The organism is Pseudomonas sp. LRP2-20, from assembly GCF_024349685.1.
GTDB lineage: Bacteria > Pseudomonadota > Gammaproteobacteria > Pseudomonadales > Pseudomonadaceae > Aquipseudomonas.
Genome location: NZ_AP025944.1, coordinates 1213211 through 1234751, shown reverse-complemented (window position 1 = coordinate 1234751; position 21541 = coordinate 1213211). Strand labels below are relative to the sequence as shown.

Here is a 21541-nt window from a genome sequence, read left to right as displayed (position 1 = left end):
CACTGGCCCAAGAGTGCCCACTGCCAAGGCGCAATGGCAAGCCGCGATCGTGCAAAGCAAACTAAAATCAAGGCACAGCAGTCCCAGGCAATGCAGCCTTTTCTGGCGTTGACAGAGGTCATCATGAAAATCCGCGAACTCGCCCAGCACTGGGAACAGAATGCCGCCGGCACCCTGAGCCCCACCGGCCATGCGTTGCACCTGGACCTGGAGTCCGAAGCACGCCTGGCCGCCCTGATCGACATGTACCCCAAGCGCACCGCCGAGGAACTGCTCGGCGAACTGGTCGCCGCCGCACTGGAAGAACTGGAAGCCAGCTTCCCTTATGTGCAAGGCCGCAAAGTCATTGCCACCGACGAGGAAGGCGACCCTTTGTTTGAAGACATCGGTCCGACGCCGCGCTTTTTGGCCCTCTCGCGGCGGCATCTGCACGATCTGAGCAACACCAGCGACAACAGCGACAACTGAGCAACACTCCGATATTCCGGGCCTGCAACGGGCCCGGAAACCACGCCAGACACAAAAAGTTCCAGGCAACGTCCGCTGACCGATTAGTCAGAAATAGATAGGTAGCCCAGGCAACTTTTTCTGAACCTTTCAAAAAACGCTCAAGTCCCAGCCAATAGCCATCACGCTAAAACCCTGCACACCTGCCATGGTGCATCGTTCAGCGCAAGCGCAGGCAATGTCAGGGATTGAGCGATGGACTGCTACGGACATCGTCGTTATCAGGAGTGATCCAATGGAGCTGACCACCATGAAGACCCGCACTGCAAAACGCTTATCCACCCACGTGCGCGGGCTCAAGCTGGCCGCGCTGGCCCTCGGCAGTAGCCTGGTCCTGGCCGGCTGTGCGGGCAACCCGCCCACCGAGCAGTACGCCGTTACCCAGTCCGCCGTGAATTCCGCCGTCAGCGCGGGCGGTACCGAGTTCGCCGCCGTGGAAATGAAAGCGGCCCAGGACAAGTTCAAGCAGGCTGAAATCGCCATGCACGACAAAAAGTATGACGAAGCCAAGCTGTTGGCCGAGCAGGCCGAGTGGGATGCCCGCGTCGCCGAACGCAAGGCCCAGGCAGCCAAGGCCCAGAAGGCCGTGCAGGATGCCCGCCAGGGCGTTCAGGACGTACGTCAGGAAGGCCTGCGCAGCGCGCAATGAGCGCCGCTAAGCCAACCCGAGCCTTCGCAACCGATCAAAGGATGAACACTATGCGCAACCACGTCATGATTCCCGCCCTGCTGGCCCTGAGCGTCGGCCTCGCCGCCTGCTCCCACGACCCGAACCCCAACCTGGAGTCGGCCCGCAGCAACTTCTCGGCGCTGCAGAGCGACCCGCAATCGAGCAAGGTCGCCGCGCTCGAGACCAAGGATGCCCAGGACTGGCTGAACAAGTCCGACAAGGCCTTCATGGACCGTGAAGACAGCAAGAAGGTCGACCAGCTCGCCTACCTGACCAACCAGCGCATCGAGGTGGCCAAGCAAACCATCGCCCTGCGTACCGCCGAGAATGAACTGAAGAATGCCTCGGCGCAACGTGCCCAGGCCAAACTAGACGCCCGCGACGCGCAGATCGCCAAGCTGCAGGACAGCCTCAACGCCAAGCAGACCGACCGCGGCACCCTGGTGACTTTCGGTGACGTGCTGTTCGACTTCAACAAGGCCAACCTCAAGAGCAACGCCTACCCGAACATCACCAAGCTGGCCCAGTTCCTTCAGGAAAACCCGGAGCGCAAAGTGATCGTCGAGGGCTACACCGACAGTGTCGGTTCGGCCAACTACAACCAGGGCCTGTCCGAGCGCCGCGCCGCCAGCGTGCGCATGGCGCTGGTGCGCGCAGGCGTGGACCCGGCGCGCATCGTCGCCCAGGGTTATGGCAAGGAATACCCGGTGGCGGACAACGGCAGCAACTCGGGCCGCGCGCAGAACCGTCGGGTGGAGGTGACCATCTCCAACGACAATCAGCCGGTGGCACCGCGTTCGGTGAGCCAGATTCAGCAGTAAGGCTGCCGAAGACCCCAACCCCGCCTCAAAGGCGGGGTTTTTCATACCTGCACGCCGACAAAAGCACCTTTAAAAGCACTCTTGCAAACACTAGAATTGCAGCTATCGATAACCTTATTAATGGGTTGATACAACTATGACCTACCCCGTACTCGCCGATCTGGCAGCATCGATCACCGACCTGAAGAAGGACCCCATGGGTACTATCCGCGAAGCTGCCGGTGAAACCGTGGTCATCCTCAATCGCAACGAACCAGCGTTTTACGCGGTACCACCCGAACGCTACGAGGCGATGATGGAGCTGATCGACGACATGCAACTGGCTGAGCTTGTCCGCCAACGGCGTGGAGGGCCCACTGTAAGAGTGGATATCGATGAGCTCATCGCCGAAGCAGGGAAACACAACAGGCTATAACCTCGAGTTCAACGTTCGGGCGCAAAAAGAGTTCTTCAAACTGCCTGGCCAGCTTCAGCTTCAATTCGCGAACAAGCTGAAAGAGCGTCTCGCTCAACCTCGGGTAGAGAAGGACAAGCTTTCTGGTATGCCCGACTGCTACAAGATCAAGCTGAAATCAGCCGGTTACCGGCTCGTGTATCAAGTGATCGACGAACGTGTGGTGGTCATCGTCATCGCTGTAGGGAAGCGCGAGCGAAGCGATGTTTACCATGCCGCGCAATCTCGATTGAAGTCGTAGAGTTCGGCCGGCAAGGCAACGGATAGCCCCGCGATTGATGCGGGGCTTTTCTTTTGCCTTGCCGGCCCTTTCGCGGCTAAAGCCGCTCCCACAGGGATACCACTGCCTTTGGAGGCTATGCAGTAGCGAAAGGGCCGGTGCAAGGAGCAGAAGGTCCGGGTCACTGCACCTGCTGCGGGGTCTCCTGGCCCATGCAACGCACCGCGCGCTTGCGGCTGTCCACCAGCACGCCGGTCAGGCCCTTCTGTTCGGTATCGAACAGCACCAGCACGCCATCCACACACTGGGCCACCTGCGGCGCCGGGTCCAGCGAGACCTTGTAGTCCTCGCCGGGGATGGTCTTGAGCATGGTGAAGTCCTGCAGCAGCAGCGCATCCTCAGGTTTGGCGAAATGCAGGTAGCCGTAGTACCAGAGGGCTCCCACCGTCACGATGATGCTGCCGACACCGGTCAGGATCAGCGGGATGGCGTTGCGTTCTTCACTCATTGCTTGTTCTTCTCGTCAGGGTAGTTGGGCACTTCGGCAAGCCGCCGCAGGCCGTTGAAATGGCTGGGATCATCGAGGAAGCGCAGCATCACCTGGCGCCACACCGGGTCGGCAAAGGTCTGCACGTGGCCGCCTCGGGTCAGTTGCAGCACGCGCGGGGCCGGTGCCTGCTGATACAGGCGGATACCGTTGTCCATCGGCACCAGGGCGTCGTCGATACTGTGGAAGAACAACTTCGGCGGGCTGCTCAGTTGCCCGATCGAACGGATCGCACTGTCGCCGTCCGGCACCAGCCAGGACAGCGGCACCTGCAGCGGCCAGGTCATCCACGAGGTGCTCAGGGCATATCGGCCGACCCCACGGTAACTGGCCGGCACGCCGTCGAACACCAGGGCACTGAAGCGCTGGCGTTGCTCGGGGTGCTGCGCCAGGTAATGGATCGCCATCGCCCCACCGAGGCTCTGGCCAAGCAGCACCAGGGGCTTGCCCTGGACCTCGGGGGCCTGGGCCAGCCAGGCCATCGCCGCGTCGATGTCCTGGTAGACCTCAGGCAGGCTCGGTGTGCCCTCGGACAGGCCATAGCCGCGGTAATCGACCATCAGCACCTGGTAACCCTGCTCCGGCAACCAGTAGCTGCCACCCAGGTGGCCCGGCAGGTTGCCGCCATTGCCGTGCAGGTGCAGCACCGTGCCCTTGACCACCACCCCCGCCTTGGCCGGCAGCCACCAACCGTGCAGGCGCAGGCCATCGGCGGTGGTGAGGATGATGTCGCGGTATTGCAGCTTGGCCCGCTCCGGGGTGAACGGCTGGCCGGGTTCCGGGTAGAACAACAGGCTGCTGCAACCGCCCAGCCCCAGTAAAAGCAGCCCCAGGGCGAGCTGGCGGCAACGCTCAGAGAATGTTCGCGTAGTCGGCTTCAATGCGATCCAGGCTCAGGTGGTTGAGGAAGTTGGAGAAGCACATCCATGCCGAAAGCGCATTGAGGTCACGGAACTGCTCCGGCAGGTACTTGGGTGGCTCCACCAGCCCCTCCTCGACCAGCTGGCGCAGAGTGCGCATGTCTTCCAGGGTGGTCTTGCCGCAGAACAGCAGCGGAATCTGTTCGAGCTTGCCCTTCTTCACGGCCAACTGAATGTAGTTGTAAACCATGATGAAGCCCTTGAGGTAGGACAAGTCCTTGGTGAATGGCAGGCCATTGGGCACCGAGCCGCGGAACACCCGGCTGGCGTTGCTGTAGCTCTGCGCCATCTCGAAGCCTTGTTCGCGGAAGAAGTCGAACACCTGCAGAAAATCGGCGCCCTCCTCGACCATGTGGATGGCACGGGTGCGGTTGGTCAGCTTGCGCAGGCGGCTGGGGTAGGACGCGAAGGCGATCACCTCCATGAGGATCGCCAGGCCTTCCTGGGTCACTGTCGACGAGGGCGGGCCCTTGGCCAGGAAGGTGCAAATCGGCTGGTTCAGGCCATTGAGGGTGGTCCCCACGTGCACCAACCCTTCATGTACTTCCAGTGCACGGACGTCGCGGTTGTTGAACATGGCATCGGCGCGCACCTTGATGTAGTCGGCACCGGCTGCGGCATCGGCGACGATACCGTCCGACTCGAACACCCGGATGGTTTCCTCGGCCTCGCCAAACACCTTGTTCAGGCGGCGCTGGAGGATGTCCACGGCCTCCTTGGCGGTCAGGTTCTTCGGCTCGTCCTTCAGGTCGCCGCGGCCGTCGATGTTGTTCAGGTAGTCCGAGAGCATCAACCCCAGGTCGGCCAGGGTCGGGTCACCGGCGTGGAAGGCGTCGGAGGCCGCGCCGTACAGTTCCTGGGAGATCAACCCGAAGTCTTCGGTACCGCGGGCTTCGAGCATGCGCACTACCATGCGGTACTCGCGGCACATGCGCTTCATGATCTGCCCGACCGGGTTGAACTGGCCGAGCTGGCGAATGATGTCACGCTCGATGGCCTGGAACTCGGCCTTCACTGCGCTGGAGTCGAACGAAAGCGGGCGGGCCTGGTAATACTCGCGGTCAACGGCGGGCGGCTCCTTGCCCTTGGCCTTGAGGAAGCCCTGGCGAATGTTGTCGTCCCATTTCACCGCGTCCAGGACCCGGATCGGGGTCTGCGCCGCGACGATGCGGTCGGACAGGGCGCGGATGGTTTGCTGGTATTCGTCCACCGGGGACTCCTTATTGGAACAAAGTGCCAAACCTTGCTTGGCCTGTGCCGGCCTCTTCGCGGGGCAAGCCCACACAGGTACGCCATGAGCAGCAACGGTGGCGCTCTCCTGTGGGAGCGGGCTTGCCCCGCGAAAGGGTCGGTGCAGGTAGCTACTTGCCGGCCCGTTGGAAGCGCGCCACTTCGACGAACAGGTCGGAGTTGGCCGGGTCATCCAGGTAGGCCAGCACCCGTGTCGATGGGCTGTCGATCAGCACGCCTTCGCCGTTCTCTTCCGGCACCTGGGTCGTGCGCCCGGTCAGCTCCTTGTGCTCGACCGCCTGCTGCACCTGCTCGATGTCGAGGTTGTAGACCACCAGTTCCTTGCCATCGATGATGTCGAAACCGCCGATCAGGAAGTTGCCGCCCAGGCGCCTGGGCACGCCAGCCGACAGGTACCAGCGGTTGCCATGGCGCGAGACGGTGAAGGTGTATTCCTCGGGCGCCTTGCCCTTGGCCGTGGCCACCGCCTTGTAGGCATCGCCACCGCTGCGGCTGATGGTCAGCTTCAGCGGTTCGCCCCAGGCGTCCTTGCTGCTCCACTTGCCCAGCAATGCCTTGGGCGCCGCCTGATTGCTCGGCAGCGGCTCATGAAAGGTCACCAGACAACCGCCCAGCAGCAGGAATGACAACGTCAACAACACCACACGCCAGGCTTTCATCAGGTTCTCCTTGAAAGTTCGGTCTCTGCTCAGGCCGATGCCAACACCAGGTGCAGGTAACGGGTAAGCATAGCGAGCATCTGCCCATCGGCTTGCGCATCGGCATCCCTGAGCAGGCCCTGATATTCCATCTGCTCGATAATCGCCGTCAACATTTGGGCGTCCTGTTCCGGTTGCTGCGAACCGATCACTTGCAGCATCTGACGGGCGCCATGCAGCAGAATCTGCTCGTGGGCGCACACCAGCTCAGCCAGGCGCGGGCACAGCAGGGCCTCCTGGCGGAAAGCCTGCTCGGCCATCATGAAATCGCGGCGGTTGAGCAACTGGCGCTGGACATAGTCGGCGGTCATGCGGGCGATTTCGTCGGCCAGCCGGGCCCGCGACTGCGCGCTGCCATCGCCCTGGGCCAGCAGCTGGCGCAGGACCACCTCGGTGTTGGCCCAGAGCTTGGCCATGTAGGCGGCGCTGCGCTCGACGTACTGGGCGAAGGTATCGGTGAGCAGGTCCTCGATATCCTTGAAGTAGTAGGTGGTGGCCGACAGCGGCACACCCGCCTCGGCGGCCACGGCGCGGTGGCGCACACCACGCACGCCATCGCGCACGACGATGCGCATGGCGGCGTCGAGGATCAGCTGGCGGCGCTGTTCGCTGCCTTGACGGGCGGTCTTGCGACCCTGGTACTGCACGCTTTCGGCGACGGCGGTGGCGATGCCGGCGGCGCCTTGTTGGGCCATTGCGGGTGTCACAGTGGTTACCTCATGGACAGTGGTCGACCTGTACCGGCCTCTTCGCGGCGGTTCGACGCCTCGACAAGCCCGCTCCCACAGGATGCATGTGTTGCCCTGTGGGAGCGGGCTTGCCCGCGAAGAGGCCGGTACAGCCAATACAAGTGTACAGGCAAGAAAAAGCCGCCCCGAAAGGCGGCTTGTTCAGATCACTCAGGCCTGCGGGCGCATGTGCGGGAACAGGATCACGTCGCGAATCGACGGCGAGTTGGTCAGCAGCATCACCAGGCGGTCGATGCCGATGCCTTCACCGGCGGTCGGCGGCATGCCGTACTCCAGCGCACGCACGAAGTCGGCGTCGTAGTGCATGGCTTCGTCGTCACCGGCGTCCTTCTCGGCCACCTGGGCCAGGAAGCGCTCGGCCTGGTCTTCGGCATCGTTGAGCTCGGAGTAGGCGTTGGCGATCTCGCGACCACCGATGAACAGCTCGAAGCGGTCGGTCACGGCCGGGTTGTCGTCGTTGCGACGGGCCAGCGGCGAGACTTCGAACGGGTACTCGGTGATGAAGTGCGGCTGCTCCAGCTTGTGCTCGACCAGCTCTTCGAAAATCATCACCTGCAGCTTGCCCAGGCCTTCGTGGCCCAGCACCTTGGCGCCGGCCTTCTTGGCGATCTCGCGGGCACGGTCGACGTCCTGCAGGTCGGCGGCGGTCAGCTCCGGGTTGTACTTGAGGATCGAGTCGAATACCGACAGGCGTGCGAATGGCTCGCCGAAGTGGAACACCTTGTCGCCGTATGGCACGTCGGTGGTGCCCAGCACCAGCTGCGCCAGCTCGCGGAACAGTTCCTCGGTGAGGTCCATGTTGTCGCGGTAGTCGGCGTAGGCCTGGTAGAACTCGAGCATGGTGAATTCTGGGTTGTGACGAGTCGAAACGCCTTCGTTACGGAAGTTGCGGTTGATCTCGAACACTTTTTCAAAGCCACCGACCACCAGGCGCTTGAGGTACAGCTCCGGCGCGATACGCAGGAACATGGCCATGTCCAGGGCGTTGTGGTGGGTTTCGAACGGCTTGGCCGCGGCACCGCCCGGGATGGTCTGCAGCATCGGCGTCTCGACCTCGAGGAAGTCGCGCTCGATGAGGAACTTGCGGATGTGCGAGATCACCTGCGAACGCACACGGAAGGTGTGGCGGGTTTCTTCGTTGACCATCAGGTCGACGTAGCGCTGGCGGTAGCGCTGCTCGGTGTCGGTCAGGCCGTGGTGCTTGTCCGGCAGCGGGCGCAGCGACTTGGTCAGCAGGCGCACGTTGGTCATCTCGACGTACAGGTCGCCTTTGCCGGAGCGGGCCAGGGTGCCTTCGGCGCTGATGATGTCGCCCAGGTCCCAGGTCTTGACCGCAGCCAGGGTTTCTTCCGGCAGGGTCTTGCGGTTGACGTAGACCTGGATACGGCCAGTCATGTCCTGGATGACCATGAACGAGCCACGGTTGAGCATGATGCGGCCGGCAACCTTGACCGGGATCGCGGCTGCTTCCAGCTCTTCCTTGGTCTTGTCCGCGTACTGTTTCTGCAGGTCGTTGCAGTAGCTGTCGCGACGGAAGTCGTTGGGGAAGGCATTGCCCTTGGCACGCTCGGCGGCAAGTTTTTCCTTGCGCAGGGCGATCAGGGCGTTTTCTTCCTGTTGCAGGTCTTGCGATTCGGTCTTCAGGTCGCTCATGTCGTCATTCTTTCCATCAGGTGTTCGTTGCCCTTTTCGGGCAGGGCACGCGCTACCGGCAGCTGGCCAGGTAGCGCGGCAGTGGTGTACGGCTTAAAGGCCCTGCTTGAGGCTCGCTTCCAGGTACTGGTCGAGGTCGCCGTCCAGGACCTTCTGGCAGTCGCTGCGCTCGACGCCGGTGCGCAGGTCCTTGATACGCGAGTCATCCAGCACGTAGGAACGGATCTGGTGGCCCCAGCCGATGTCCGACTTGCTGTCTTCCAGTGCCTGCGAGGCGGCGTTGCGCTTCTGCATTTCCAGCTCGTACAACTTGGCCCGCAGCATTTTCATGGCGGTGTCCTTGTTGGCGTGCTGGGAGCGTTCGTTCTGGCAGGCCACCACGGTGTTGGTCGGAACGTGGGTGATACGCACCGCCGAGTCGGTGGTGTTCACGTGCTGACCACCGGCACCGGAGGAGCGGTAGGTGTCGATGCGCAGGTCGGACGGGTTGATCTCGATCTCGACCTTGTCGTCGATCTCGGGGGACACGAACACCGCCGAGAACGAGGTGTGGCGACGCGCGCCGGAGTCGAACGGGCTCTTGCGCACCAGGCGGTGCACGCCGATCTCGGTGCGCAGCCAGCCGAAGGCGTACTCGCCCTTGATGTGCACGGTGGCGCCCTTGATGCCGGCGACTTCACCTTCGGACAACTCGATGATGGTGGCGTCGAAACCGCGCTTGTCGGCCCAGCGCAGGTACATGCGCAGCAGGATGTTGGCCCAATCCTGCGCCTCGGTGCCACCGGAGCCGGCCTGGATGTCCAGGTAGGCGTTGTTCATGTCCATCTCGCCGCTGAACATGCGACGGAACTCAAGCTGGGCCAGGGATTCTTCCAGGGCCTGCAGCTCGGTCTCGACGTCGCTGACGGCGCCTTCATCACCTTCCTCGACAGCCATGTCGAGCAGGTCCTTGCAGTCGGCCAGGCCGTTGGCCATCTTGTCCAGGGTCTCGACGACCTGTGCCAGCATGGCACGCTCACGGCCCAGGGCCTGGGCGTACTCCGGCTTGTTCCAGACGGCAGCGTCTTCCAGCTCGCGGTTGACTTCGATCAGGCGGTCATGCTTGTGATCGTAGTCAAAGATACCCCCGAATGGACAGGGAACGCTCGGTGAGGTCCTTGATGGTGTTCAGAATCGGTTGGATTTCCATGGGCGGGCTACTCGTGCGAATTCGGTGAAAAGCCCGCGAGTATAACCGATCCAGGGAGCTGCGGCAGCCCGTTGGGCAGCCGCATCAGCCTCAGGCGGTGCCGACCTGGTTGCGCCCGTTGTTCTTGGCCAGATACAGGCCTTTGTCCGCCGCCGAAATCAGCTGCCGGCAGTGGCTGCCGATGGCCGGCGTCTGGGTCGCCAGGCCGATGCTCACGGACAGCAACGAGTCTGCAGCCGGCGTGCTGTGCGCAATTTTCAGGCCGAGTACGGTCTGGCGCAGCTTTTCTGCAACCAGACGCGCGCCGCCGGGTGAAGTGTTGGGCAGCACCAGGGCAAACTCCTCTCCGCCGTAGCGCGCCGGCAGGTCAGTCGGTCGCGAGCAGGAGCCACGAATAGCTTCGGCCACCTGGCGCAAGGCCTCGTCGCCGGCCAGGTGGCCGAAGCTGTCGTTGAACACCTTGAAGTAATCGACATCGATCATCAGCAGCGACAATTGCTGCTGCTCACGCATGGCCCGGCGCCATTCCAGCTCCAGGTACTCGTCGAAGTGACGGCGGTTGGACAAGCCGGTGAGGCCGTCGGAATTCATCAGGCGCTGCAGCATCAGGTTGGTGTCGAGCAGTTGCTGCTGGCTCACGCGCAGGGCGCGGTAGGCCTCGTCGCGCTGCAGCAGGGTCAGGTAGGAACGCGAGTGGTAACGGATGCGCGCCACCAGCTCGATGGTGTCCGGCAGCTTGACCAGGTAGTCGTTGGCACCGGCGGCGAAGGCAGCGCTCTTGACCAGCGGGTCCTCCTTGGTCGACAGGACAATGATCGGGATGTCGCGAGTGGCCGGATTGTTGCGGTACTCGCGCACCAGGGTCAGGCCGTCAAGACCGGGCATGATCAGGTCCTGGAGGATGACCGTGGGCTTGATGCGCATGGCCTGGGCCACCGCCTGGTGCGGGTCGGCACAGAAGTGGAAATCGATGTTCTCTTCCTGGGCCAGCCCACGCCGCACCGCTTCGCCAATCATCGCCTGGTCGTCGACCAGCAGGACCATTGCCGAATTCTCGTTGGTCGTTGCAAAACCTTCGATCGGTAGATCAGTCATTCGAATTCACCTGACCACGGCCGACCATGCGGCGCGATTCAATACTTGTCGTCATTTTGCAAAGAGTTCCATCAAGCGCCCGGCAATTCGCTCAAGCGGGCGGATTTCTACCGCTGCATCGATAGCCGCAGCGGCCTTGGGCATACCGTAGACCGCGCTGCTGGACTGGTCCTGGGCAATTGTCAGGAAGCCCTGCTGGCGCATCAGTTTCAAGCCTTGGGCGCCATCACGCCCCATGCCGGTGAGCAGCACCCCCACCGCATCGCCGCTCCAATAGCGCGCCACACTCTCGAAGAACACGTCGATCGAGGGCCGGTAGATTTCGTTGACAGGTTCGGCAGTGTAGGCCAACTGGCCACCCTGTAGCAGGCGGATATGGTGATTGGTGCCGGCCAGCAGCACCTGCCCGGGTTGTGGCGGCTCGCCTTCGCGGGCCAGGCGCACCGGCAAGCCGCAAGCGCTGGCGAGCCATTCGGCCATGCCGGCAGCAAACACCTGGTCTACATGCTGGACCAACACGATCGAAGCCGGAAACCCCCGCGGCAGGCCTTTGAGCAGCACTTCGAGCGCGGCAGGGCCGCCCGCGGACGAACCAATGGCCACCAGGCCGCTGCGCTGGGAAGCCTCACGCAGGGGGGCAGCGACCGACTTGCTCGCGCCGGGCCGCTGCTGGCCGATCAGCCAACCGATGTTGAGGATCTTGCGCAGCAGCGGCGCCGCTGCCTCACGTGCGTTACCGGCGCCCAACGCGGGGGTGTCGACCACATCCAGGGCGCCATGGCCCATGGCCTCGAACACCCGGTGCACGTTCTGCTTGCGGTCGACGGTGACGATCACGATGGCACAGGGCGTTTCGGCCATGATCCGCCGGGTCGCCTCGACGCCGTCCATCACCGGCATGATCAGGTCCATGAGGATCAGGTCGGGGGTGTCCTCGGCGCACTTGCGCACGGCTTCGGCACCATCGCTGGCCACCCAGATCACCTGGTGCGCCGGCTCGAAGGCCAGGGCCCGGCGCAATGCTTCTACTGCCATGGGCATATCGTTGACGATGGCGACCTTCATCCCTGAGCACCTCCGATCAGTTCTACCACGGCATCCAGCAACGCATCGTCGTGGAAGCTGGCCTTTGCCAAATAGTAGTCGGCGCCAGCGTCCAGACCACGGCGGCGATCTTCTTCACGGTCCTTGTACGACACCACCATCACCGGCAACGACTGCAACCGTTGGTCGCGGCGCACCAGGGTGACCAGTTCGATGCCGTCCATGCGCGGCATGTCGATGTCGGTGATCAGCAGGTCGAAGTCCTCGCTACGCAGGGCGTTCCAGCCATCCATGCCGTCCACCGCCACCGCGACGTCGTAGCCACGGTTGCTCAGCAGCTTGCGTTGCAGCTCGCGCACGGTGAGCGAGTCGTCGACCACCAGGATACGCTTGCGGCTGACGCCTCGCGCCCCTTGCGCGCCGCGCTCGATACGTTCCAGGCGGCCAGTGCTGAGCAGTTTCTCCACCGAGCGCAACAAGTCTTCGACATCGATGATCAGCACCACCGAGCCATCGTCCAGCAACGCCCCGGCAGAAATGTCCTGCACCTTGCCCAGGCGCGGGTCGAGCGGCATCACCACCAGCACTCGCTCACCGATCAGGCGCTCCACGGCCACGCCATACAGCTGCTCGCGCTCGCGGATCACCACCACCCGCAGGCTGCTGGCTTCACCCTGCGCTGCCGGCCGGTTGAGCAACTGGCTGGCAGCCACCAGGCCGATATGCCGGCCTTCGTGCCAGAAGTGCTGGCGACCCTCGATCTGCACGATCTCATCGGCCGCCACTTCGAGGGTGCGCTCGATATGCGCCAGCGGGAACGCATAAGCCTCCCCGCCCACCTCCACCACCAGGCTGCGCACCACCGACAGGGTCAGCGGCACCTCCAGGTGAAAGCGGCAGCCCTGGCCAGCCACCTGGCTCAGCTCGATCGAACCGCGCAGGTCGCGCACCATGTGCTGCACGGCATCCAGGCCGACACCGCGGCCAGACACTTCGGTGACCTTGTCGCGCAGGCTGAAGCCCGGCAGGAACAGGAAGGTGAGCAGTTCGGCCTCGCTCATCTGCGCCACGGTATCGGCCGGCGACAAGCCGCGCTCGACGATGTTGCGTCTCAGGCGCTCAAGGTCGATACCGGCGCCATCATCGTTCAGCTCAAGGATCAGTAACCCGGCCTGGTGCGAGGCGCGCAGGCGGATCGTGCCCTCCGCAGGCTTGCCCGCCAGCAGGCGCCGTTCGGGCAGTTCGACACCATGGTCGACGGCATTGCGCAGCAAGTGGGTCAGCGGCGCTTCGAGCTTTTCCAGCACGTCGCGATCGACCTGGGTCTTTTCGCCATCGATCTGCAGTTGCACCTGTTTGCCAAGCGAACGCCCCAAGTCGCGGACCATGCGGCTCTGGCCGGTGAGCACGTCGGCAAACGGGCGCATGCGGCAGGCCAATGCCGTGTCGTACAGCAACTGTGCACGCTGGCTGGCCTGCCAGCCAAACTCGTCGAGGTCGGCAGCCTGCTGCTGCAGGATCTGCTGGGTTTCCAGCAGCAGGCGCTGGGTCTGGGCCAGTGCGTCGAGCACTTCGGGGCTCTGGCCACTGTCTTCGAGCTGCGTTTTCAGGCCGTCGAGGGCGCGCATGCCCTGGCCATGCATGCGTTTGAGGCGCTGCAAGGTGGCCAGGTAGGGCTTGAGACGCTGGGTTTCGACCAACGACTTGCTCGACAAGTCAAGCAGGCTGTTCAAGCGGTCGGCGGTCACCCGCAACACCCGCTCACCACCCTCGACCGCGCGCTTGCCGGCCTTGCGCGGTGCGACGGGCTCCACCTCGGCCTCGACGGCCGGCGCCACCGGTTCGGGCTGGGCTGGCGGTGCCACCGGCAAGGGTGGTTCGAGCGCAACTGCGGTGGGGGCTGGCGCGGCGCCAGGGTCGAGCAAGCTGGCCATCTGCAACAGGAACGCCGGCACCAGCGCCTCGCCATTCGGGTCACCAGGCGTGGCGATATGCATCAGCAAGTCGGTGCCGCGCAGCAGCGCATCGATATGTTCGGCGCGCAACCGCAGCCGGCCTTCCTGGGCCGCCACCAGGCAATCTTCCATGACATGGGCAACGCTGACCCCGGCGTCGATGCCGACGATGCGCGCCGCCCCTTTCAACGAATGCGCCGCACGCATGCAGGCTTCCAGCTGGTCAGCCTGGGTCGGGTTGCGTTCCAGTGCCATCAGCCCGGTACTGAGCACCTGGGTCTGCGCTTCGGCTTCCAGGCTGAACAGTTCGAGCAGCGATGCGTCGCGCATTTGCTCTGGGGTCATGACAGGCTCCGCTGCACGGCAGACAGTAATTGTTGATCGTCCAGCACCCGCACGCTGCGCCCGCGCCACTGCAATACCGCGGCAGTGAACGGCGCGGCATCCTCGCTAGCGCCCTGCTGCGCGGCATCGAGGCGGTGAATGCCATCGATCTCATCCACGGCCATCACCACAGGCCCACCTGACGGCGCCAGGATCAGCATGCGCGGCATCACCCGACCGCTGCGCGCAGGCTCGGACAAGCGTTCCACACCCAGCAGGTCGCCCAGCGACAGGCACGGCACCAGCGCACCGCGCACGTTGGCTACGCCTTGCAGCACCCGAGAGCGCTGATGCGGCAACGAATGCACCGGCTGCAGGGGGGCGATCTCGGCCAGGCTGGCAGTGGCCAGAGCAAGCCACTCCTCGCCCAGGCGGAACAGCAGCAGCGAGCGCCCGGCGCTGGTTTCGACGGGGGTATCTACATGCGCCAGGTCGGCTTCGATCAGTGCATAGCGGTCGAGCAGGCGCGTGGCCGCCGCCGCGTAGACTTCGCAGTTGCGGCAATGAATATGCCGCTCCAGCAACGGGCATTGCTTGTTGCCGTGTACGCCGATGCGGTTCCAGCAGTCGTCGATGCGCTCATCGTCCTGGGCCAGCAGCTCCATCGCCTGTTCGCCTTTCATCGTTCAGACTCCCGACCAACCCGTGCCGCGCGCTCCTGCAGGCGGCGGGCACCGACTTCGTCGCCCTGGGCCGCCAGCAGCGTGGCCAGGTGCAGCAATGCCTCAGGGTGCTGAGGCTCCAGGTACAGTGCCTTGCGGTAATGGGTCAGCGCCTGTTGCGCATCGCCTTCGGTATCGCTGAGCAGCCCCAGCCAGTAGTAGACCTGGGCCTTGGGTGCAAACTGGCGCAGATAGCGCTGGCAACTGGCGCGAGCCTGGGCGCTGTCGCCGGCATTGGCCTGGCGCGCGATACTGGCCAGCAACTCGCTTTCGCTCTCGCTCTCGCGCGGGGGCGCTGCCGAAGGTGCAGGCGCAATTGCACGCAGCGGCCGCGCAGGTGGTGCAGGCACGGGCCGTGGCCGACTTGGGGCCACGGGTTGCGCCACACGACTTAACGGCAGGGCCGGCACGGCGGGCTCATCCGCCGGTTGCCGAACGTAGGCAAACGACTGGGCGATCCCCAACGGCCGCATCCCCAACCGCGCCAGCAGACTGCCCTCGGCCGGGCCGATGAACAGCACGCCCTGTGGCTGCGCCAGGCGCTTGAGCACTTCGAATACGCGCTGCTGGGTCGGCACATCGAAATAGATCAGCAGGTTGCGACAGAACACGAAGTCGTACTGGCCATTGCGGCTGGCGAGCGCCGGATCGAGCACGTTGCCGACCTCCAGGTTCACCTGCTGGCGTACCCGTTCATCCAGCTGGTGGCCGTCATCGCGTTCACGGAAATGGCGCTCGCGAAACGCCAGTTCGCTGCCACGGAACGAGTTGCGGCCATAAAAGCCCTGTATGCCTTTGGCGACAGAGCTTGGACTGATATCGATCCCGTCGATGCGGAAATCCAACGGGCTGATACCGGCGTCGAGCAAGGCCATGGCAAGCGAGTAAGGCTCCTCGCCAGTGGAGCTCGGCAGGCTGAGCAGGCGCAACGGCCGCTCACCGGCCAGTTCGGCCAGGCGCTTCTGGGCCAGGCCGACCAGCGCGGTGAACGATTCCGGGTAGCGGAAGAACCAGGTTTCCGGAACGATCACAGCCTCGATCAGGGCCAGTTGCTCGTCCGGCGATTGCTGCAGGCGGACCCAATAGTCATCCAGATCGGCGGCATTCAGCGCGATGCAGCGCTGGCGCAGGGCCCGCTCGACCATCGGCACGCCCACGGATTCGACATCCAGGCCAATGCGCTCCTGCAGGAAGCGGAAGAAACGTCGCTCGCTCATGGCGTCACCTGCCTTGGCTCGTGCGGGAACAACAGCTCGCGCACGCTATCCGTCAGCAGGTCATCCACCACGATCCGCTGCAGCAGGCCCTGGGCGTCCTGGCGAACCGGGCCCAGGTAGCGCGCTTCGCCGTTGTCCAGACCATAGGGCTGGAACTCATCGGCCATGCAGCGCAGGGTTTCGGTGGCTTGCTCGAGGATCAACCCAAGCACTTGTTCGTGCCGGTAACGCACCAGCACCAGGCGCGTGCTGGCGCGCTCGGCTGCCGGCTGGGCAAAGCTCAGCGCACTCAGGTCGACCACCGGCACCAGCACGCCTCGATGCGCCAGGATGCCGGCCACCCAGGCCGGCGCCTGGGCAATCGGCTTGAGCGGACGACGCGGCAGCACTTCGATCACTTCGCGCACGTCCAGGGCAAAGCGCTGCTGGTTGAGGCGAAACTGCAGGTACAGCGTGCCCTTGGCACTGGCCGCTGCTGCCGGGTAGGGATGCAGGTTGGTCATGGTGATCAGACTTTGAAGCGCGATACACCACCGCGCAGGCCGGCGGCCACCTGGCTCAGCTCATCGATGGCGAAGCTGGCCTGGCGCAGCGATTCCACCGTCTGGGTGCTGGCATCGCTGAGCTGGGCCAGGGCCTGGTTGATCTGCTCGGCACCGGTGGCCTGGGCCTGCATGCCCTCATTGACCATCAGCACACGCGGTGCCAGGGCCTGCACCTGGTGAATGATCTGGCTCAGTTGTTCGCCCACCTGCTGCACCTCGAACATGCCGCGGCGCACTTCTTCGGAGAACTTGTCCATGCCCATCACCCCGGCCGACACCGCCGACTGGATTTCCCGCACCATCTGCTCGATGTCGTAGGTGGCCACGGCCGTCTGGTCGGCCAGGCGCCGCACCTCAGTGGCAACCACGGCAAAACCACGGCCATATTCACCGGCCTTTTCCGCCTCGATGGCGGCATTGAGCGAAAGCAGGTTGGTCTGGTCGGCCACCTTGACGATGGTCACCACCATCTGCGTGATGTTGCTGGCCTTTTCGTTGAGGATCCCCAGCTTGGCGTTGACCAGGTCGGCGGCGCCCATCACCTGGTGCATGGTCTCTTCCATGCGCGCCAGGCCCTGCTGGCCGGAGCCGGCCAGGCTGGAGGCCTGGTCGGCGGCGGAGGTGACCTCGGTCATGGTGCGCACCAGGTCGCGCGAGGTGGCGGCGATTTCACGCGAGGTGGCGCCGATCTCGGTGGTGGTGGCGGCCGTTTCGGTGGCGGTGGCCTGCTGTTGCTTGGAGGTGGCGGCAATCTCGGTGACCGAGGTGGTCACCTGCACCGAAGAGCGCTGCGCCTGGGCCACGAGGTTGGCCAACGCTTCGGCCATTTCGTTGAAGCCGCTTTCGATGGCGCCGAACTCATCCTTGCGGTCCAGGCTCAGGCGCATGCTGAGGTCGCCCGAGCGCAGTTTGTCGAGGGCATGTACCACGCGTTGCACCGGCGCGGTAATGGCGCGCATCAGCAGCAGGCCGCAGATACCGGCGGCAATGATCGCCAGCAGCAGCGAGACCATCATGCTGCCCTTGGCGGTGCTCACGGCACTGACAATTTCGTGGGTGGCGGCGTCCGCAGACTGGCGGTTGTGCTCGATCACCGTGTTCAGGTGCTTGCGCCCGTCCACCCAGGCCGGGGTGAGCACCTCGCCGATCAGCCGCTCGGCTTCGGCGTAGTTGTGCTGGCGGTAGGCGTCGAGTACCTGGCCGACCACCTTCAGGTAGTTTTCTTCGAGCTTGATGAACGTGTCGAAACGCTCCTGGTCGTCGGTGTCCTGGATGGTGCCCTGGTAGCTGGCCATGTACTGCTTGAGGCGATCCTCGAAGCTCTTGAACAGCTCCATGTCGGCCTGGGTGATTTCGCGGCGGTTGGACAGGCCCACCAGCTGCTGGCTGGTGACGTAGCTGTCGACCCAGGCGCTGCGGATCATCGAGCTGTAGTAAACACCTGGAATGCTGTCTGTCCCCACCGCTTCCTCGGCACTTTCGATCGTCACCAGCCGCGAGTAGGCGGCTACGATCATCAGCAGCATGATGGCGATGATCACGGCGAAACTTGCCAGGATCCGTTGGCGCAAGGTCCAGTTCTTCACATTCAGCCCTCAGGAATTCACAACGAGCGGGAAAAATCGCCGAAGTATAGCCCAGGCTTCCTACGCTTTTGCGGCTGAAATACGAGGTATTCAGGCCTCTATCGCTGGCGGACAGGCCATTTGCCAGTTCATTGGGCTGCGGCAAGCCGTACCTGGCTCTCCAGTTCCTGGCGCAGGGCCGGGTCGAGGCGCAGCTGGCGGGCCAGTTCGTCGAGGTAGGCGCGCTCCATGAAGTTTTCCTGATCGACCATCATCACGCTGGCCAGGTACATCTCGGCAGCCATCTCCGGCGTTTGCGCAGCGCGGGCGACTTCGGCAGGGTCCAACGGCTTGTTCAGCTCATCGTGCAGCCAGTGCTGCAGCTCGCGATCGCTGTCCAGGCGGGTGAATTCACCTTCGATCAGGGCCCGCTCGCGCTGATCGATATGGCCATCGGACTTGGCCGCTGCCACCAATGCGCGCAGCACCGCCTGGCTGTGCTGTTCGGCCTGGGCTGGCGGCAGGCGATCGAGGGTCTGCGGCTCGGCGCCCTGCCCTGTGCCCTGGCGCGCCTGCCAGTTGCCATAGGCCTTGTAGGCCAGCACGCCCAGCGCCGCCAGGCCACCGTAAGTGAGCACCTTGCCGCCATACTTGCGGGCTTTCTTGCTGCCCAGCAACAGGCCCAGCGCACCCGCCCCCAAGGCGCCTGTGCCGGCACCGGAGAGCAGGCTACCCAGCCCACCGGCGCCAGCCGACGGCTTGCCCGCCCCGGACTGCTTGTTGAGCAGTTCCTGGCCGGATTTGAGCAATTGATCGAGCAGGCCCCGAGTGTTCATGTGCATGTCTCCACGGTACGAAAGGGAAAGCCCAGCGTAAGGCTTGGCACGTGAACGGCCACGCCAGGATTTGCTTCCGGATGTTGCATTAGCTGGCAAAAAGCCAACTAGACTCGTGATCGCCAACCACTCGCACAGGCGACTACGCTTATAACCATTGCTTCACTGCTTTCTTGACGACTGCCCCGACCAAGATCTCCAAGAAGAGGGAACACCATGTCAGTGCACAAGACCGCATTGCTCGGCGCCATGACCGGCGCGTTGCTGGCCAGCGCCGGCCTGCAGGCCGCCGACCTGCCCAAGGCCGTGGGCGCCGGCGAAGGCCAACTGGATATCGTCGCCTGGCCCGGCTACATCGAGCGCGGTGAAAGCGACAAGGCCTACGACTGGGTCACCGGCTTCGAAAAGGAAACCGGCTGCAAGGTGAGCGTCAAGACCGCAGCCACCTCCGATGAAATGGTCAGCCTGATGACCAAGGGCGGCTACGACCTGGTGACCGCGTCCGGCGACGCCTCGCTGCGCCTGATCGTCGGCAAGCGCGTACAGCCCATCAACACTGCGCTGATCCCCAACTGGAAGCACATCGACCCACGCCTGCAGAATGGTGGCTGGTACGTGGTCGACAAACAGGTGTACGGCACGCCATACCAGTGGGGCCCGAACGTGCTGCTGTACAACACCAATACCTTCAAGCAGGCACCGACCAGCTGGAGCGTGGTGTTCGAGCCCCAGGACCTGCCCGATGGCAAGCCGAACAAGGGCCGCGTGCAGGCGTATGACGGGCCCATCTACATCGCCGACGCGGCGCTGTACCTGAAATCAGCCAAACCCGAGCTGGGCATCAAGGACCCGTACGAGCTCAATGAAGCACAGTACAAGGCCGTGCTCGAGCTGCTGCGCCAACAGCAACCGCTGATCCACCGTTACTGGCACGACGCCACGGTGCAGATGAGCGATGTGAAGAACGAAGGCGTGGTCGCCTCCAGTTCGTGGGGCTACATGGTCAATGGCCTGAAGGCCGAGAACCAGCCAGTGGCCTCGACCATTCCGAAGGAAGGTGCCACCGGCTGGGCCGACACCACCATGCTGCACAGCGAGGCCAAGCACCCCAATTGCGCCTACAAGTGGATGGACTGGTCGCTGCAGCCGAAAGTGCAGGGCGACGTGGCAGCCTGGTTCGGCTCGTTGCCGGCAGTGCCTGACGCCTGTACCCATAGCGAGCTGCTGGGTGCCGAGGGCTGCAAGACGAACGGCTGGGACAACTTCGACAAGATCGCCTTCTGGAAAACCCCACAGGCCCAGGGCGGCAAGTTCGTGCCATATAGCCGCTGGACCCAGGATTACATTGCGATCATGGGCGGGCGCTGAGGCCGGTTGAAGCCTGTTCTGGCCTCTTCGCGGGGCAAGCCCGCTCCCACAGAAATATCACTGGCCTGAAGGTTGTGAGAGTCCTGTGGGAGCGGGCTTGCCCCGCGAAGAGGCCCGTGCAGAAGACAGGAATCGAACGGAGCCAATGCAATGCCCCTAGCCGTCCAGTTCACCCAGGTTTCCCGCACCTTCGGCGAGGTCAAGGCCGTCGACCAGGTCAGTATCGATATCGAAGACGGCGAATTTTTCTCCATGCTAGGCCCTTCGGGCTCGGGCAAGACCACCTGCCTGCGCCTGATCGCCGGCTTCGAGCAACCCAACAGCGGCTCGATCCGCATCCATGGCGTCGAGGCCGCTGGCGTGCCGCCCTACCAGCGCGACGTCAACACGGTGTTCCAGGACTACGCCCTGTTCCCGCACATGAACGTGCGCGACAACATCGCCTATGGCCTCAAGGTCAAGGGCGTGGCCAAGGCCGAACGCTTGGCGCGCGCCGAAGAAGCGTTGGCCATGGTCGCCCTGGCCGGTTACGGCGAACGCAAACCGGCGCAACTCTCTGGCGGCCAGCGCCAGCGCGTGGCCCTGGCCCGCGCGCTGGTCAACCGGCCACGGGTGCTGCTGCTGGACGAACCGCTGGGCGCGCTCGACCTGAAGCTGCGCGAACAGATGCAGGGCGAATTGAAGAAGCTGCAGCGCCAGCTGGGCATCACGTTCATCTTCGTTACCCACGACCAGACCGAAGCGCTGTCGATGTCGGACCGGGTAGCGGTATTCAACCGTGGCCGCATCGAGCAGGTCGACACGCCACGCAACCTGTACATGAAGCCCGCGACCACCTTCGTCGCCGAGTTCGTCGGCACCTCCAACGTCATCCGTGGCGACCTCGCCGAACGCCTCAGAGGCAGTCGCTCGCCGTTTTCCATTCGCCCCGAGCATATCCGCCTGGTGGACCAGCCAGGCCAGGCGCAAGACGTTCAGCTCAGTGGCCTGCTGCGCGACGTCCAGTATCAGGGCAGCGCCACCCGCTACGAGGTACAACTGGACAGCGGCCAGCTTCTGGCAGTGAGCCACGCCAACGACCGCTGGCAGGAGCAGCCACGGCCCTGGCAGGCCGGCCAGCAGGTGCAGGTGCGCTGGCCACGCGAAGCCATGACCGCGCTGCAGGAAACCGTGCAGGCAGAGGTCCGCTGA

General features: G+C 64.0%; 22 protein-coding genes. 7 read left to right on the top strand and 15 right to left on the bottom strand.

The annotated features are described in order from the left end of the window. The first annotated feature begins 123 nt into the window (after positions 1–123). From OCX61_RS05385 to OCX61_RS05365, 5 genes are all read left to right on the top strand, one after another. Entirely contained in the window at positions 124–468 is a 345-nt protein-coding gene (locus OCX61_RS05385) for a pilin assembly protein (protein ID WP_261942916.1), read from the top strand. A gap of 274 nt (positions 469–742) precedes the next feature. Continuing rightward, a complete protein-coding gene (locus OCX61_RS05380; RefSeq protein WP_261942915.1) occupies positions 743–1156 on the top strand; it encodes a DUF4398 domain-containing protein in 414 nt (137 codons plus the stop codon). 50 nt (positions 1157–1206) lie between these two features. Further along, positions 1207–1998 carry a lipotoxin F family OmpA-related lipoprotein LptF gene (gene lptF, locus OCX61_RS05375; RefSeq protein ID WP_261942914.1) on the top strand — a complete coding sequence of 264 codons (792 nt, stop codon included), beginning with the start codon at positions 1207–1209 and terminating at the stop codon, positions 1996–1998. Positions 1999–2134: 136 nt separating this feature from the next. Beyond that, positions 2135–2413: a type II toxin-antitoxin system Phd/YefM family antitoxin gene (locus tag OCX61_RS05370; RefSeq protein WP_261942913.1), complete on the top strand. Its 279-nt coding sequence runs from the start codon at positions 2135–2137 to the stop codon at positions 2411–2413. Further along, a complete protein-coding gene (locus tag OCX61_RS05365; protein ID WP_261942912.1) occupies positions 2373–2693 on the top strand; it encodes a type II toxin-antitoxin system RelE family toxin in 321 nt (106 codons plus the stop codon). The genes OCX61_RS05370 and OCX61_RS05365 overlap by 41 nt, the downstream gene beginning before the upstream one ends. A 160-nt stretch (positions 2694–2853) precedes the next feature. Here the strand turns inward: OCX61_RS05365 and OCX61_RS05360 are convergent, their stop codons facing one another. From OCX61_RS05360 to OCX61_RS05290, 15 genes are all read right to left on the bottom strand, one after another. Beyond that, complete coding sequence (locus OCX61_RS05360; RefSeq protein ID WP_261942911.1) at positions 2854–3180, bottom strand: PA3694 family proteiin; 327 nt, start codon at positions 3178–3180, stop codon at positions 2854–2856. Beyond that, positions 3177–4100, bottom strand: a complete 924-nt coding sequence (locus OCX61_RS05355) for an alpha/beta hydrolase (protein ID WP_261942910.1) — start codon at positions 4098–4100, stop codon at positions 3177–3179. The genes OCX61_RS05360 and OCX61_RS05355 overlap by 4 nt, the downstream gene beginning before the upstream one ends. After that, positions 4072–5349: a flavohemoglobin expression-modulating QEGLA motif protein gene (locus OCX61_RS05350; protein ID WP_261942909.1), complete on the bottom strand. Its 1278-nt coding sequence runs from the start codon at positions 5347–5349 to the stop codon at positions 4072–4074. The genes OCX61_RS05355 and OCX61_RS05350 overlap by 29 nt, the downstream gene beginning before the upstream one ends. Before the next feature lie 151 nt (positions 5350–5500). Continuing rightward, positions 5501–6049 (bottom strand): hypothetical protein, encoded by a 549-nt coding sequence (locus OCX61_RS05345; protein WP_261942908.1) that lies wholly within the window; start codon positions 6047–6049, stop codon positions 5501–5503. Positions 6050–6078: 29 nt separating this feature from the next. Beyond that, positions 6079–6783 (bottom strand): TetR/AcrR family transcriptional regulator, encoded by a 705-nt coding sequence (locus OCX61_RS05340; RefSeq protein WP_261942907.1) that lies wholly within the window; start codon positions 6781–6783, stop codon positions 6079–6081. 204 nt (positions 6784–6987) lie between these two features. Continuing rightward, a complete protein-coding gene (gene lysS, locus OCX61_RS05335) occupies positions 6988–8490 on the bottom strand; it encodes a lysine--tRNA ligase (RefSeq protein WP_261942906.1) in 1503 nt (500 codons plus the stop codon). 93 nt (positions 8491–8583) lie between these two features. Beyond that, a protein-coding gene (gene prfB / locus OCX61_RS05330) for a peptide chain release factor 2 (protein ID WP_139831352.1) occupies positions 8584–9679 on the bottom strand; the annotation gives its coding sequence in 2 pieces (ribosomal slippage) (positions 8584–9606 and positions 9608–9679; 1095 coding nt in all). A gap of 90 nt (positions 9680–9769) precedes the next feature. Then, positions 9770–10774 carry a Wsp signal transduction system regulator diguanylate cyclase WspR gene (wspR, locus tag OCX61_RS05325; RefSeq protein ID WP_261942905.1) on the bottom strand — a complete coding sequence of 335 codons (1005 nt, stop codon included), beginning with the start codon at positions 10772–10774 and terminating at the stop codon, positions 9770–9772. Between the two features lie 51 nt (positions 10775–10825). Continuing rightward, entirely contained in the window at positions 10826–11839 is a 1014-nt protein-coding gene (locus OCX61_RS05320; RefSeq protein WP_261942904.1) for a chemotaxis response regulator protein-glutamate methylesterase, read from the bottom strand. After that, on the bottom strand, positions 11836–14118 hold the full coding sequence (locus OCX61_RS05315; protein WP_261942903.1) for a hybrid sensor histidine kinase/response regulator: 2283 nt from the start codon (positions 14116–14118) through the stop codon (positions 11836–11838). Before OCX61_RS05315 ends, OCX61_RS05320 begins: the two co-directional genes overlap by 4 nt. Continuing rightward, a complete protein-coding gene (locus OCX61_RS05310; protein ID WP_261942902.1) occupies positions 14115–14780 on the bottom strand; it encodes a chemotaxis protein CheW in 666 nt (221 codons plus the stop codon). The genes OCX61_RS05315 and OCX61_RS05310 overlap by 4 nt, the downstream gene beginning before the upstream one ends. Next, positions 14777–16036, bottom strand: a complete 1260-nt coding sequence (locus OCX61_RS05305) for a CheR family methyltransferase (RefSeq protein ID WP_261942901.1) — start codon at positions 16034–16036, stop codon at positions 14777–14779. Before OCX61_RS05305 ends, OCX61_RS05310 begins: the two co-directional genes overlap by 4 nt. Next, positions 16033–16539, bottom strand: a complete 507-nt coding sequence (locus OCX61_RS05300) for a chemotaxis protein CheW (RefSeq protein ID WP_261942900.1) — start codon at positions 16537–16539, stop codon at positions 16033–16035. Before OCX61_RS05300 ends, OCX61_RS05305 begins: the two co-directional genes overlap by 4 nt. A 5-nt stretch (positions 16540–16544) precedes the next feature. Then, positions 16545–18167 carry a methyl-accepting chemotaxis protein gene (locus OCX61_RS05295; protein ID WP_261942899.1) on the bottom strand — a complete coding sequence of 541 codons (1623 nt, stop codon included), beginning with the start codon at positions 18165–18167 and terminating at the stop codon, positions 16545–16547. A gap of 128 nt (positions 18168–18295) precedes the next feature. Further along, positions 18296–18982 carry a tellurite resistance TerB family protein gene (locus OCX61_RS05290; protein WP_261942898.1) on the bottom strand — a complete coding sequence of 229 codons (687 nt, stop codon included), beginning with the start codon at positions 18980–18982 and terminating at the stop codon, positions 18296–18298. Positions 18983–19198: 216 nt separating this feature from the next. Here OCX61_RS05290 and ydcS point away from each other — a divergent pair, with 216 nt between their 5' ends. Beyond that, positions 19199–20350: a putative ABC transporter substrate-binding protein YdcS gene (gene ydcS, locus OCX61_RS05285; RefSeq protein ID WP_261942897.1), complete on the top strand. Its 1152-nt coding sequence runs from the start codon at positions 19199–19201 to the stop codon at positions 20348–20350. Between the two features lie 150 nt (positions 20351–20500). Further along, on the top strand, positions 20501–21541 hold the full coding sequence (locus OCX61_RS05280; RefSeq protein WP_261942896.1) for an ABC transporter ATP-binding protein: 1041 nt from the start codon (positions 20501–20503) through the stop codon (positions 21539–21541).

Bases quoted from the DNA above. Each gene is read 5' to 3' on its own strand.
- OCX61_RS05320 (WP_261942904.1), bottom strand. From the start codon at position 11,839: ATGAAGGTCGCCATCGTCAACGATATGCCCATGGCAGTAGAAGCATTG.
- lysS (WP_261942906.1), bottom strand. From the start codon at position 8,490: ATGAGCGACCTGAAGACCGAATCGCAAGACCTGCAACAGGAAGAAAAC.
- OCX61_RS05370 (WP_261942913.1), top strand. From the start codon at position 2,135: ATGACCTACCCCGTACTCGCCGATCTGGCAGCATCGATCACCGACCTG.
- wspR (WP_261942905.1), bottom strand. From the start codon at position 10,774: ATGACTGATCTACCGATCGAAGGTTTTGCAACGACCAACGAGAATTCG.
- OCX61_RS05340 (WP_261942907.1), bottom strand. From the start codon at position 6,783: ATGGCCCAACAAGGCGCCGCCGGCATCGCCACCGCCGTCGCCGAAAGC.
- OCX61_RS05345 (WP_261942908.1), bottom strand. From the start codon at position 6,049: ATGAAAGCCTGGCGTGTGGTGTTGTTGACGTTGTCATTCCTGCTGCTG.
- OCX61_RS05365 (WP_261942912.1), top strand. From the start codon at position 2,373: ATGAGCTCATCGCCGAAGCAGGGAAACACAACAGGCTATAACCTCGAG.
- OCX61_RS05315 (WP_261942903.1), bottom strand. From the start codon at position 14,118: ATGACCCCAGAGCAAATGCGCGACGCATCGCTGCTCGAACTGTTCAGC.
- OCX61_RS05310 (WP_261942902.1), bottom strand. From the start codon at position 14,780: ATGAAAGGCGAACAGGCGATGGAGCTGCTGGCCCAGGACGATGAGCGC.
- OCX61_RS05280 (WP_261942896.1), top strand. From the start codon at position 20,501: ATGCCCCTAGCCGTCCAGTTCACCCAGGTTTCCCGCACCTTCGGCGAG.
- OCX61_RS05290 (WP_261942898.1), bottom strand. From the start codon at position 18,982: ATGAACACTCGGGGCCTGCTCGATCAATTGCTCAAATCCGGCCAGGAA.
- OCX61_RS05305 (WP_261942901.1), bottom strand. From the start codon at position 16,036: ATGAGCGAGCGACGTTTCTTCCGCTTCCTGCAGGAGCGCATTGGCCTG.
- OCX61_RS05385 (WP_261942916.1), top strand. From the start codon at position 124: ATGAAAATCCGCGAACTCGCCCAGCACTGGGAACAGAATGCCGCCGGC.
- OCX61_RS05360 (WP_261942911.1), bottom strand. From the start codon at position 3,180: ATGAGTGAAGAACGCAACGCCATCCCGCTGATCCTGACCGGTGTCGGC.
- OCX61_RS05300 (WP_261942900.1), bottom strand. From the start codon at position 16,539: ATGACCAACCTGCATCCCTACCCGGCAGCAGCGGCCAGTGCCAAGGGC.
- ydcS (WP_261942897.1), top strand. From the start codon at position 19,199: ATGTCAGTGCACAAGACCGCATTGCTCGGCGCCATGACCGGCGCGTTG.
- OCX61_RS05380 (WP_261942915.1), top strand. From the start codon at position 743: ATGGAGCTGACCACCATGAAGACCCGCACTGCAAAACGCTTATCCACC.
- lptF (WP_261942914.1), top strand. From the start codon at position 1,207: ATGCGCAACCACGTCATGATTCCCGCCCTGCTGGCCCTGAGCGTCGGC.